12 protein-coding genes are annotated in these 12,221 nt (G+C 70.7%); 3 read left to right on the top strand and 9 right to left on the bottom strand.

From position 1 onward, the window contains the following. Positions 1-88: 88 nt before the first annotated feature. Positions 89-493, bottom strand: a complete 405-nt coding sequence (locus tag BX283_RS26915; RefSeq protein ID WP_373979630.1) for a carboxymuconolactone decarboxylase family protein — start codon at positions 491-493, stop codon at positions 89-91. 629 nt (positions 494-1,122) lie between these two features. On the opposite strand from BX283_RS26915, the gene BX283_RS26910 reads away from it, so the two are divergent. The 3 genes from BX283_RS26910 to BX283_RS41725 all read left to right on the top strand — a co-directional run bounded on the left by BX283_RS26910 (position 1,123) and on the right by BX283_RS41725 (position 3,112). Further along, positions 1,123-1,971 (top strand): AfsR/SARP family transcriptional regulator, encoded by an 849-nt coding sequence (locus BX283_RS26910; RefSeq protein ID WP_101390085.1) that lies wholly within the window; start codon positions 1,123-1,125, stop codon positions 1,969-1,971. A gap of 91 nt (positions 1,972-2,062) precedes the next feature. Beyond that, positions 2,063-2,884 (top strand): AfsR/SARP family transcriptional regulator, encoded by an 822-nt coding sequence (locus BX283_RS26905; protein WP_101390084.1) that lies wholly within the window; start codon positions 2,063-2,065, stop codon positions 2,882-2,884. Positions 2,885-2,977: 93 nt separating this feature from the next. Continuing rightward, complete coding sequence (locus tag BX283_RS41725; RefSeq protein ID WP_257583886.1) at positions 2,978-3,112, top strand: hypothetical protein; 135 nt, start codon at positions 2,978-2,980, stop codon at positions 3,110-3,112. A 12-nt stretch (positions 3,113-3,124) separates the two neighbouring features. Here BX283_RS41725 and BX283_RS26900 read toward each other — a convergent pair whose 3' ends face one another. The 8 genes from BX283_RS26900 to BX283_RS26865 form a co-directional block, all read right to left on the bottom strand. Continuing rightward, on the bottom strand, positions 3,125-4,354 hold the full coding sequence (locus BX283_RS26900) for an acyltransferase (protein WP_101390083.1): 1,230 nt from the start codon (positions 4,352-4,354) through the stop codon (positions 3,125-3,127). Between the two features lie 183 nt (positions 4,355-4,537). Next, complete coding sequence (locus BX283_RS26895) at positions 4,538-5,005, bottom strand: carboxymuconolactone decarboxylase family protein (protein ID WP_101390082.1); 468 nt, start codon at positions 5,003-5,005, stop codon at positions 4,538-4,540. Between the two features lie 204 nt (positions 5,006-5,209). After that, entirely contained in the window at positions 5,210-6,394 is a 1,185-nt protein-coding gene (locus BX283_RS26890) for an acyltransferase (protein ID WP_101390081.1), read from the bottom strand. Positions 6,395-6,573: 179 nt separating this feature from the next. Next, a complete protein-coding gene (locus tag BX283_RS26885; protein ID WP_101390080.1) occupies positions 6,574-8,040 on the bottom strand; it encodes an FAD-dependent monooxygenase in 1,467 nt (488 codons plus the stop codon). A gap of 28 nt (positions 8,041-8,068) precedes the next feature. Then, entirely contained in the window at positions 8,069-9,055 is a 987-nt protein-coding gene (locus BX283_RS26880) for an alpha/beta fold hydrolase (protein WP_101390079.1), read from the bottom strand. Positions 9,056-9,124: 69 nt separating this feature from the next. Then, positions 9,125-9,961, bottom strand: a complete 837-nt coding sequence (locus BX283_RS26875; RefSeq protein WP_101390078.1) for an NAD(P)H-binding protein — start codon at positions 9,959-9,961, stop codon at positions 9,125-9,127. A gap of 110 nt (positions 9,962-10,071) precedes the next feature. Continuing rightward, entirely contained in the window at positions 10,072-11,559 is a 1,488-nt protein-coding gene (locus BX283_RS26870) for an FAD-dependent monooxygenase (protein WP_101390077.1), read from the bottom strand. Positions 11,560-11,756: 197 nt separating this feature from the next. Continuing rightward, positions 11,757-12,173 (bottom strand): pyridoxamine 5'-phosphate oxidase family protein, encoded by a 417-nt coding sequence (locus BX283_RS26865; RefSeq protein WP_101392591.1) that lies wholly within the window; start codon positions 12,171-12,173, stop codon positions 11,757-11,759. Between the last annotated feature and the right edge of the window lie 48 nt (positions 12,174-12,221).

The following is a 12,221-nucleotide window of genomic DNA, read 5'->3' as shown; positions in this document are numbered from 1 at the left end:
GTGACCGGGCCGCCCGCCGTCGAGCCGTCCGCCCGACCTTGCCGGCCGTCGGGGGTGTCGGCCGGCACCAGCAGCTGTACGGGGGTGATCAGCTGTTGGGGTCGGCAACCTGGCCGATGGCCACGTGCAGACGGTTCCACAGGTTCGCGGTGGCGACCGAGAGGACGATCGCCGCGAGCTGCTGCTCGTTGAAGTGCTTGGCCGCCTCGTTCCACACCTCGTCCGAGACCGCGTCCTCGCGGTCCGAAAGACGGGTCACGGCCTCGGCGAGCGCCAGGGCGGCACGCTCGGCGTCCGTGAAGTACGGCGTGTTGCGCCAGGCGGCCACGGCGAACAGGCGCTCGTCGGAGGTCTCGCCCGCGGCCTTCGCCAGACGCGGGTGACGGTCCGCGTTGGCACCGTCGCCGTTGATCTGGCTCGCCCGCAGATGCAGCAGCTCCAGCAGCTTCACATCGACGCCGGGAACCTCCTTGCTGGCCTTTCCGAGGGCCACCAAAGCGTCAATGGCACCGGGAACGACAAAAGCAGGGTGCTTCGCCCGAGCAGTCATGGTTTGCTCTCCTCAAAAGATCTCACGTAAAACGCCGAACACTTCACACAGAAAAACGCGGGAACTGTGACGGCGGACGCCGACCGGCCCTGCCAGAACATCCACACCGGTCGGCTTCCTCCGTCACAGCTATGACGAAACGTGGCCCGCGAATGTGACGGGAGTCAGGTGTGACCCACGCCACATCGGGCGGTGTGGGGTGCCTGTGCACTGGGCGCTTACCTAAGGACCACGTAAGATCCGGATCCCGGAGCACCACGGGAGCGGGGTCGAAGTGGGAGCGGGATCCGGGCGGGGGCAGGGCGCACGGCCGCGAAAATCCGCCACATCCGGCCGTTCTTTACCCAGAGTCGAGCGGCTTCAATCCGAGCAGAATTCGCGACTGCTACAGGATTTTGACAACGCGGTCAGGACTTTGACAGGTACGTCAAATCAGCCACAGGCGGGCTTGCCGCAGCGGGTGGGTTCGGGCACATGATCAAAGCGGGTTGCCGCCGAGGGCCTGCCAGCCGAGCGGACACTTCCGACCCGAATACCCTTACCCCCCTCATTTCCCGACTCTGGGGAGAAAAATGGACATCGAAGTGCTGGGTGCACTGTCGGTGCGGAAGAACGGGTTATCGATCGCGCCGACCGCCCCGAAGCCTCGGCAAGTGCTGGCACTCCTCGCGCTGCACTCCGATCAGGTGGTGCCGCTCGCGACACTGGCAGAAGAGCTGTGGGACGACGCCCCGCCGCGCAGTGCCCGTACGACCGTGCAGACGTATGTGATGCAGCTCCGCGAGCTCATCGGCGAGGCGCTGGCCCGCCGGGACGGCGAGCGGCGCACCGCCAAGGACGTCCTCGTCACGCTGCCCGGCGGCTACCGCCTGGAGACCGGCGGCGACGGCACCGAGGACGCCGAAGGGACCGTGGACTTCCGCGAGTTCGAGCGGCTCGCCACGGCCGGCCACCGGGCCATGGACGCCGGCGACCACACCGGCGCCGCCCGGCTGCTGCGCGAGGCGCTCGCCCTGTGGACGGGGTCCGCGCTCACCGGCGTCCACCAGGGCACCCGGCTGCGCACCGAGGCCGAGCGGCTGGAGGAGGCCCGCCTCGCCGCGCTCGACCGGCGCATCGAGGCCGATCTGCGCCTCGGCCGCCACCGCGAGCTGCTCTCCGAGCTGACCGTGCTGGTCAGCCGCCACCCCATGCACGAGGCGCTGCACGGCCAGTTCATGCTGGCGCTGCACCGCTCCGGGCGGCGCAGCGAGGCGCTCGACGCCTACCAGCGGCTACGCGCGACCCTCGTCGCCCAGGCCGGTCTGGAGCCCTCGGCCGCGCTCGGCAGGCTCCAGATGGCCATCCTCGCGGCCCGGCCCGGCTCGCCGGTGCCCGACGGCGCCCCCGTCACCGAGCAGTTCGTCGCCCGCGCGAGCTGACCCGTACGTACGACTGCTCCCCCGGCGGCCCGGCCCCGGGGGGAGACAACGATGTCCCGGCGCACCCCCGCCTTTTATCCGAGAGGAAGCCGTGAAAATTCAGGTCCTGGGCCCTTTGAGTGCCGAAGTGAACAGAGTCTCCGTCGTCCCCACGGCGGGCAAGCCCCGTCAGATCCTCGCGCTGCTCGCCCTGTACCCGGGGCGCGTCATCCCCGTACCGACGCTGATGGAGGAGATCTGGGGCACCGATCTGCCGCAGAGCGCGCTGACCACCCTCCAGACCTACATCCTCCAGCTGCGGCGCCGGCTCGCCGGTGCCATGGGTCCCGACGCACAACTTTCGGCCAAGGATGTTCTGGCCACGCGCTACGGCGGCTATCTGCTCCAGATCCCGTCCGAGGCGGTCGACGTCCACGCGTACGAACAGCTGGCGGCGGAGGGTCAGTTGGCGTTCGACGAGGGCCACAACGAGCAGGCGGCGGACTGCTTCCGGCGGGCGCTCGACCTGTGGGAGGGGCCCGCGCTCGTGGACGTGCGGGTCGGGCCGATCCTCGACATCGAGGTGATGCGCCTGGAGGAGAGCCGTCTCGTGGTGAAGGAACGCCGGATCGACGCCGACTTACGCCTGGGCAGGCATGCCGAACTGACCGCCGAGCTCACCGATCTGATCGCCCGTCACCCCCAGCACGAGGGGCTGCACTCGCAGGCCATGGTGGCGCTCTACCGCTCCGGACGGCAGGCCACCGCGCTCGATGTGTACCGCAAGCTGCGCGGCCGGCTCATCGAGGACCTCGGTGTGGAGCCCTCGCCGCAGCTCCAGCGGCTGCACCAGGCGATCCTCGCCGTCGACCCCCAGCTCGACGTCGTGGCGGGCCCGCGCCGCACCTCCACGTTCGATCTGTACGCGGCCTGATCCGAGCCGTGTGCAACCCGGCGGCTCGCCGTGCCGCCACCGGACGGCCATGCTCGAACGGCCCGTGCTCGTATCCATGCGAAGGGGGAGCAGATGTACGAGAACAGGGAAGACCGGGAAGATCACGAGCTTCGGCCGGGTGACCTCGTCGCCGTCGCTCCTCCGCTCCGGCTCGCCGGGGCGGAGGAGGACGACGTCGAGCTGAACATCATTCGGGGGATCGACTGAACCTGGCGCAGGTCACTTGGCCCCGGCGAGCGGACCCGCGCTGCCCGCCGAGGCCCTCGTGCGCCTGGGCCTGGACCAGCCGCGGGTGATCGGCCGCTCGACCAGTGCGTACAGCGCCCAGGCCGCCAGCACACTGATGGCGAACATCGCGGCCAGCAGGCCGGTCGTCTGGGCGGTCGAGTAGTAGTCGTGCCCGAGCCACTTGCGGCCGTAGGTGAGCACGATGAAGTGGATCAGATAGAAGGCGAACGATATCTCGCCGAGCCACACCATCGTGCGGTTGCGGAAGAGGCTGAAGGAGCCCTTCACGTCCGCGGTCGCGGCGGCCGCGATCAGGAAGACGATCGGGATGATCGTCGTCGAGCGCTGCGAGTAGAGGAACGGCACGTGCGAGGCGAGGACGTAGCCGCCGACGAGCAGCACGGTCGACCAGAGCATGCCGATGTTCCACCAGCGGCCCTTCATCACCGCGAGCGCCACCAGCATGCCGAGCGCGAAGTCCACCATGCGCACCGGCGGCAGGAAGTAGGCGAACCAGTACTGCGTGACGGTGGCGTGCGCGCCCAGCTGCTCTCCGCCGGGGAAGTACGGCTTGTCGGGGAAGACGGCGTAGGTGATGGCCGGGGTGGCGATCACCAGGGCGGTCAGACCGCCGATCCAGTACTTCAGCCGCTCGACCGGGATGCGCTGGAACAGGTGGTGCAGCAGGGGGAAGCAGGCGTAGAAGACCAACTCGCAGCCGAGCGACCAACTCGGCGTGTTCACGCTGGAGAAGACGTCGAACTTCGGCACCCACACCTGGACCATGAAGAGGTTGGCCACGGCGGTGCGGGTCGGGGTGTAGGCGGAGGCGAACAGCACCATCGCCAGCACCCAGGTGACCACGTAGTTCGGGTAGATCTTCACGAACCGGCGGCGCCAGAACGCGGGTGAGGTGTCCCTCGCGCGCGCCGACCAGGTCAGCACGAACCCGCTGAGGACGAAGAAGAACGTGACGCCGAGGGAGCCCGCGTTCTTGGTGAGCTCGAACCAGTCCTTGGTCGTGCCGTTGTCCTTCAGCAGCCGCAGCCCCGGGAACGGCAGCCCGGTGTGGTTGAGGAAGACCAGGAGCGCGGCGGGGAACCGCAGCCCGGTCAGCGAGGGCAGCCGCGTGGTCTCGGGGCGCAGCAGGCCGTCGCGGACCGGCACTTCGCGTGCGGCGGCGGCCGGCGGCCCGCCGCCGATCGTGTTGCCGTGAGTCATGGCACACCCTCCTGGGACATGGGAGTCGTCTCTGAGCTGTCAACTGGACTGTCGGTTCGGTCTGCCGGCCGGCCGGTCGGCGCGCGCCGACCGGCCGGGTTGTGCTGCCGCGGACGGCCCGGCCCCCGGGTACCGGGTGACCGGGCCGTCCGCCCGCCCGTGCGTGCGTGGGGCCGTCCGGCCCTACCTGTCCCACTCCCGGCTGCCCGCCAGCTGCTTGGTGGTGACGTTGAGGCGGCTGAACAGGTTCGTCACACCGATGGTGAGGACGAGGGACGAGATCTGCTCGGCGTTGAAGTGCTTGGTCGCCTCGTTCCACACCTCGTCCGGAACCGGGTCGGACTTGTCGGCCATACGGGTGGCCGCCTCGGCGAGCGCCAGCGCGGCGCGCTCGGCCTCGGTGAAGAACGGCGCGTCGCGCCAGGCGGCCACGGCGAAGAGCTTCTCGTCGCTCTGGCCCGCCTCCCGGGCGCGCTGGGCGTCCCCGGAGACGCAGAAGCTGTCGCCGTTGATCTGGCTGGCCCGCAGGTGCACCAGGCCCAGGATGAGCTCGGGGACGCCGCCCTTGCGGGAGGCGAAGTAGAGCTCCTGGATCAGCCGGGCGGCCTCGGGGTTGAAGGCGGCCGGGTTGTCCATACGCGGCTCGTGCATGGCTGGCTCCTCAGGTTCTGTTCGGGGGGTTGGGGGGTTCGGTAGCTACTGTGAAGCAGGGGCCTTGAGATCAACTCGGGTCGCGCTCGCTTTTCGGCCACATAGGCCCCAACACAAGCGGCCGGCACGCCCGTTGGGAGCGTGCCGGCCTTGGGGGGTGGCTGATTCGCGTGGTCTGTGCAACCACAAATCGGACGATTGTGTTCAGGTGGCGGCGGCGGCCGCCCGGGCCTTGCGGGAGCGGGACCAGCGCCGCGTGATCGGCCGCTCCACGAGTGCGTACAGCGCCCAGGAGGCGAGCACGCTGACGGCGAGCATCGCCGCGATGAGACCGATGGCCGCGGGCGTCGAGTAGAGGTCGTGGCCGAGGAGTTTGCGGCCGTAGGCGAGCACGATGAAGTGCAGGAGGTAGAAGGCGAAGGAGATCTCGCCGAGCCACACCATCGTACGGTTGCGGAAGACCGTGAACCTGCCCTCGATGTCCGAGGTGGCGGCGGCCGCGATGAGCAGGACGATCGGGATGATGGTGGTCGAGCGCTGCGAGTAGAGCAGGTCCACCTGCGAGGAGAGCCAGTAGCCGCCCGCGAGCAGCAGGCTCGACCAGACGATGCCGATGTTGCGCCAGCGCCCCCGCATCACCGCGTGCGCGACCAGCATGCCGAGCGCGAAGTCGAGGAGCCGCACCGGCGGCAGGAAGTAGGAGAACCAGTACTGCTTCACCGAGGCGTCCGCGGGGGCCCCGGTGAGCGACACCGCGCCCGCGTCGGGCAGCACGTTGTAGGTGAACAGCGGCGTGAGGATGATCGCCGCGACGAGGCCGCCGATCCAGTACTTCAGCCGCTCGGCCGGGATGCGCAGGAACAGCCGGTGCAGCAGCGGGAAGGAGGCGTAGAAGACGAACTCGCAGCCCAGGGACCAGCTCGGCGGGTTCACGCTGAACAGGTACTGGAAGTCCGGCACCCAGACCTGGACCATGAACAGGTTGGCCAGCGCCACCCGCGTCGGGGTGAACGACGAGGCGAACGCCAGCATCGCCAGACCCCAGGTGATGGCGTAGTTGGGGTAGATCTTGGCGAACCGGCGGCGCCAGAAGGCGCGGGCGGTGTCCTTCTCCCGGGCGGACCAGGTCAGCACGAAGCCGCTGAGCACGAAGAAGAAGGCGACACCCAGGGAGCCGGCGTTCTCCGTCGCCTTGGCGAGGTCGTTCGTCGCCTGGTCGTCCTTGAGCAGGCGCAGCAGGGGGACCGGCAGGCCTACATGGCTGAAGAAGACCAGGAGCGCGGCGGGGAACCGCAGCCCGGTCAGCGAGGGAAGCCGCGAGAGCCCGGGACTGAGCAGGCCGTCCCGCGTCGGCACCTCGCGCAGCGTCCTGGTCGCGCCGTGCGTCATGACAAACCTTCCTGGGACAGTGGGGGTTGTCCTCTCGTGGGGGGAGAGGAAGGGACGTGAACGGCGGGGGATGCTCGCCGCCGGGGGCGATTACACTGCGCCCGGCTAGAGCGCTGCTCGTGTGCCTCGGGCGCCTCGCGCGGGCCGCCGGGAGCTCGGGGCCCGGCGGCCCGCCCGGCTCAGCGAGCCGTGCCGAACCAGCGCTCCAGCGCGTCGCGCAGCTTGCCGCCGTCGCGCGAGACCCAGGCCACGTGGCCGTCGGGGCGCAGCAGTACGGCCTCGGGGTCCTCGTCCGCCGGGTTGTCCGCCGGGACCCAGCTGCCGCTGACCACGTCGACGCGGTCCGCCCAGCCCTCGGCCAGCTCGGCCGCCTCGCGCGCCTCGCCGGTGGTGATCAGGACACCGCGCGCGGCGTGCAGCAGCTCCGCGACCCGGGTCCGGGCGCCGTCGGCGAGCTTCAGCTCGCGGTCCGGCGACAGGCGCATACCGAGCAGCGGGTGGCCGGTCGCGCCCATGTCGTACCGCACGTCCAGACCGCTGACCTGTCCGGCCAGATGGCGGGCCACGTCCGGGGACTCGACGAGCTCGCGCATCACCGCGCGCAGCGGCTCCATCTCGTCGCCGGTGAGGTAGAGGCGGGTCTGCGCGCGGGTGTTGCGCATCAGCTTCTCCCCGACCGGGTGCCGCTCGGACTGGAAGGTGTCGAGCAGGCCCTCGGGCGCCCAGCCGTTGATGGCGGCGGCCAGCTTCCAGCCCAGGTTCACCGCGTCCTGGACGCCGACGCTCATGCCCTGCGCACCGGCCGGCATATGGATGTGGGTGGCGTCCCCGACGAGGAAGACGCGGCCCTTGCGGTACTCGGAGGCCTGCCGGGTGGTGTCGGTGAAGGCGCTGATCCAGCGGACCTCGGCGTGGTGCAGGGACTCCCCCGTCATCCGCTGCCAGGCGTCCGCGACGACCTCGAAGGTGAGCTGGCTCTTGTCCTCGTGGGGGCGCAGCTTCTCGTCGTGGATGACGATCCGGTCGACGCCGTTCTCCAGGTTGAACGCCATCACCATGCCGCCGGGCACCTGCTCCCCGATGGGCCGCTGGCGCACCCCGGCGCCGACCAGGTCGGCCATGTACATACCGCGGGTGGCGTCCCAGCCGGGGAAGTCGATCCCGGCGGTCTTGCGGACGACCGAGCGGGCGCCGTCGCAGCCGACGACGTACTGGGCCTCGGCCTCGCCCGGCCCGTCGGGGCCCTCGAAGGAGACGACGACGCCGTCCTCGGTCTCCCGGAAGCCGGTCACCTCGTGGTTGCGGTGGACCTTCACGCCGAGCTCGGCGAGCCAGCCCTCCAGGATCTCCTCGGTACGGAACTGGGGCACGCCCCGCACGCTGAAGTGGTTGTCGTCCAGCTTGGAGAAGTCGATGCGCACCCCGCCGAAGTGGCCCTGGGCCCATTCGACGTCACCGAACCGGGCGAGCAGTCCGCGCTGGTCGAAGACCTCGGCGGCGCGGCGGGTGAAGCCGACGCCGCGGGACTCGCCGCTGGGCGCGGGCAGCCGGTCGTAGACGGCCACGTCCACACCGCCGAGCTTGAGTTCACCGGCGAGCATCAGCCCGACAGGGCCGGCCCCGACAATGATCGCTCCGTGTGCCATGTGCGTGCTCCTCGTATGTCATCGTTGGTCAGGCGAAGAACTCCGTGAACGCCCCGGCGACGCGGTCCGGGGCCTCCTCCTGGAGGTAGTGCACGGTCCTGTCGAGCTTCACCACGCGTACGTCGGTCGCCAGCGCCGGCAGCGTCTGCCGGAACTGGGCGTAGCTGACCTCGGAGGCGAGGCCGAGCAGGGGCGCGGTGATCTTCGGATACGTCTTGATGTCGGCGATGTCCTGGGCGAAGGCCCGGTACCAGCCGTTGGCCGCCCGGATGCCGTCGGGGGTGTCGTACACCCGCGCGTAGACGTTCCGGTCGAAGTCGCTCACCAGGGACTGGTCGGAGAGGGAGTTGGCGAAGAACCAGTCGATGAGGTGCCGGGAGCGGCCGCGGATCAGCTCCTCCGGGAGCCCCTGCACCTGGTTGAAGGCGTACCACCACAGGTTGAAGCCGGCGCCGGGGCGCGGGATCAGCGGGAGTTCGTAGAAGCTCTCGTCGGGGTGCAGGGCGTCCAGCATCGCCACCTTGCGGGTGGCGTCGCCGTGGTTGGCGGCGAAGCTGAACGCCACCTTGGACCCGATGTCGTGGCCCGCGATATTGACCCGCTCGTAGCCCAGCGCGCGCACCAGCTCGCGGATGTCGCGGGCCATCGTCTTCTTGTCGTAGCCGCCCTGCGGCTTCTCCGAGGAGCCCTGGCCCCGCAGATCGACCGCGATCACCCGGAAGCGGCGCGCCAGCAGCGGCATGACCTTGCGGTACGACCACCAGGTCTGCGGCCAGCCGGGGAGCAGGAACAGGGGCGCGCCCGAGCCGCCGGCCACGTAGTGCAGCCGCACTCCGTTGACGCGCGCGTAATGGCTGCGGAACCCGCCGGGCAGGGACCGCGCCAGCGCCGCGTCGTCCGGGACGCCGTGGTGCCCGGTGGCCGAGGCGGGTTCGGCGGCGACGGCGCCGCCGGCCATCGCGAGGGCGGCCGACCCGGCGCCCAGGGTCATCATCTTCCTGCGGTCGAGCGACATGTCTGTCCTGCCTTGTCGTACGGGTCAACGTGGGGGGGGGACGTGCCGAGCGGAGGGGGGAGGCCGCTGTCAGCCGCGGAACGGGCCCGCGTACTCCTGGGCCCACTCGGAGAAGGGCCGGGCGGGGTGGCCGGTCAGCCTCTCGACGTCGTCGGTGAGCGGTACCGGGGCGGAACTGGCCGCCCAGAGGTCGAGCAGCGCGTCCGCGATGTCACCCGGCATGAAGTCGGGCTTGTTCGCCCGCCACACTGCCGGGGGCACCTCGGTGACCGGGATGGACCGGCCCGCGGCCGCCTCGATGGCCGCGATGTGCTGGGTGAAGGTGAGCGCCTCGGGGCCCGTGAGGTGGTACGAACGGCCGCGCAGGGAGGGGTCGGTGAGCACCGCGAGGGCCGCCTCGGCGACATCGCGCTCGTTGACCGGGTCGGCGTAGCTGTTCGGGTACGGCAGGCCGACCGTGCCGCGCGCCTTGAGCTGCCAGGCCCACGGCATGGCGTTGCTGGCGAGGGCGCCGCAGTTCAGCGGGGTCGAGGTGATCGAGGAGGCGGCGAGCGCCCGCTCCACCGCGAGGTGGGGCGCGGCGATCGGGTTGACGGCCGCGTCGGGGCGCAGCACCGCGTCGGCGGACATGATGACGACGTGCTCGACACCGGCCTGCTCGGCCCGCTGGACGAACTCGTCGACGGCGGAGGCCTCGCAGTACAGGAAGACCGAGGTCACCCCGGCGAGCGCGGCCGGGAAGCCGGCGGGCTCGTCGAGCGCCAGCTTCACGGACTCGACGCCCTCGGGCAGCGTCAGCTTCTCGGGGCTGCGCGAGCCGGCGCGTACGGCGACGCCCCTGGCGTGCAGGAGCCGCACGAGGTGCGAGCCGACTTTGCCGCTGCTGCCGGTGACGAGGACAGTCATGGTGGATCCCTTTCGGATGGAGCTGTGCGGTGGGTACGGCCGGGGCCTGTCCGGCGGGTAGGCGCCGGACAGGCCCTGGGCAGGGTGGCGGCTGGTTGCGCAGTCAGCTTCTAAGCGGCCACTTGAGCCGCGCCGAACCACCGCTCAAGCGCGTCGCGGAGCTTGCCGCCGTCGGGTGCGGCCCACACGACGTGTCCGTCGGGGCGGACGAGAACGGCCTCGGGGTCCTGGCCGGCGGCGGTGCCCGAGGGCACCCAGCTGCCGGTGACCACGTCGACGCGGTCCGCCCAGCCCGCGGCCAGCTCGGCCGCCTCGCGCGAGTCACCGGTGGTGATCAGGACGCCGTGCCCGGCGTGCAGCAGCTCGGCGACCCGCTTGCGGCCGCCGTCGGCCTGCTCGACCTCGCGGCCCGGGGCGAGGCGCAGCCCGAGCAGCGGGTGGCCGCTGCCGTCGGTGTCGACGTCGTACCGTACGTCCAGACCGCTGACCAGGCCCGCGAGGTGGCGGGCGGCGTCCGGGATCTGCACCAGCTCGCGCAGCACGGCGCGCAGCGGCTCCATCTCCTCGCCGCTGAGGTAGATCAGCGACTGGGCGAGCGTGTTGCGCAGCAACTGCTGCCCGACCGGGTGCCGTTCGGAGTGGTAGGTGTCCAGAAGCCCGTCGGGTGCCTGGCCCTTGATGGCGGCGGCCAGCTTCCAGCCGAGGTTGACGGCGTCCTGGATGCCGACGCTGACGCCCTGCGCGCCGAGCGGGGCGTGGTCGTGGGCGGAGTCGCCGGCGAGGAAGACACGGCCCTTGCGGTAGTCGGTGGCCTGGCCGGTGTAGTTGGTCAGCGCGCACATCCAGCGGGCGCTCGCGCCGTGGATGTCCTCCCCGGTCATGCGCTCCCAGGCGTCCGCGACCTCGGCGAACGTCAGCTCGCCCTCGCCGTGGTGCGGGCGCACACCCGGCTCGTGGATGACGATGCGGTCGATGCCCGGCTCCAGGGTGACCGAGAGGACCATGCCGCCGCCCTCGATGCGCTCGCCGATGGGGCGCATCCGCAGTCCGGCGCCGACCACGTCGGCCAGGTACATCCCGCGGGTGGCGGGCTCGCCCGGGAAGTCGATACCGGCCAGGCGGCGGATGGTGGAGCGGCCGCCGTCGGTGCCGACCAGGTACTGGGCCGCCTCCTCGCCGGGGCCGTCGGGGCCCTCGTACTCGACGACGACGCCGTCCTCGGTCTCGCGGTAGCCGGTGACCTCGTATCCGCGGCGCACGGTGACGCCGAGCTCCTCGACCCACTTGCCGAGGGTGTCCTCGGTACGGGACTGGGCCAGGCCCATGATGCCGTAGTGGCTCTCGTCGAGCTCGTCGAAGTTGATGCGGACGCCGCCGAAGTGGCCCTGCTTGCCCCAGCGGAACTCGCCGAGCCTGCTCAACAGGCCGCGCTGGTCGAGGACTTCGGCCGTACGGCCGGTGAATCCGAGGCCGCGCGATTCCCCGCTGGGAGCCGGCAGCTTGTCGTAGAGGGCGACCTCCACACCGGCAAGGCGGAGTTCACCGGCGAGCATCAGCCCGACCGGACCGGCCCCGACAACAATTGCGCCCTGGGTCATATTCGCACTCCTCGTGCAGCTGGATGACATGGATCAGCCGATATCACCGATCGTGGCAGCGGGCGCCTGAGTACGACTCAAGTCATCAGTTCTGTACGGGAGTTGGATCGTATGCAATACAAAAGGGCGCGGCGCCGCCGAATGGGGTGCATCCGGTGGTGCCGCGCCGATAAAGCCGTGCGGTGTGGTGCGGGGAATTACGTATTGAGGGTCATCACCCGGTCGACCGCGATCTCCAGGACCACCCGGCCGGGCGGATTCGGCGGAGCCGACCAATAGCGCTTGGCGTAGCGCCTGACGCCCTCGGCCACCCGCGCCGGGTCGTCCGACACCCTGCCGGTGCCTTCCAGGGTGACCCAGGAGAAGCCCTCCACCTGGCACAGGACGGCCCGGCCGCCCGGGTTCGCCAGCACGTTGCGCGCCTTGCGCGAGGTGACGACCGTCATGACCCGGGCCAGCCCCGACGCCGCGTCCCAGGTGAACCGGACGGGCGCCACATGGGGCGAGCCGTCGGGCCGCAGGGTGGTCAGCGTGGCGGTGAGCGGCTCGGTGAGGAACGCCGCCACCGAGGCGGAGACCTCCGGAGCGCTCGTCCGCCCTCGGGGCAGTGACATCGCGGATACGTCCTTCCAGGCGTTCCAGGGGGCCGTGGCCACGGCGGC

Origin of the sequence: Streptomyces sp. TLI_146, from assembly GCF_002846415.1 — a bacterium.
GTDB lineage: Bacteria > Actinomycetota > Actinomycetes > Streptomycetales > Streptomycetaceae > Streptomyces.
Note: the sequence above shows the minus strand (reverse complement) of the source record. Positions and strands in the feature narration are given on the sequence as shown.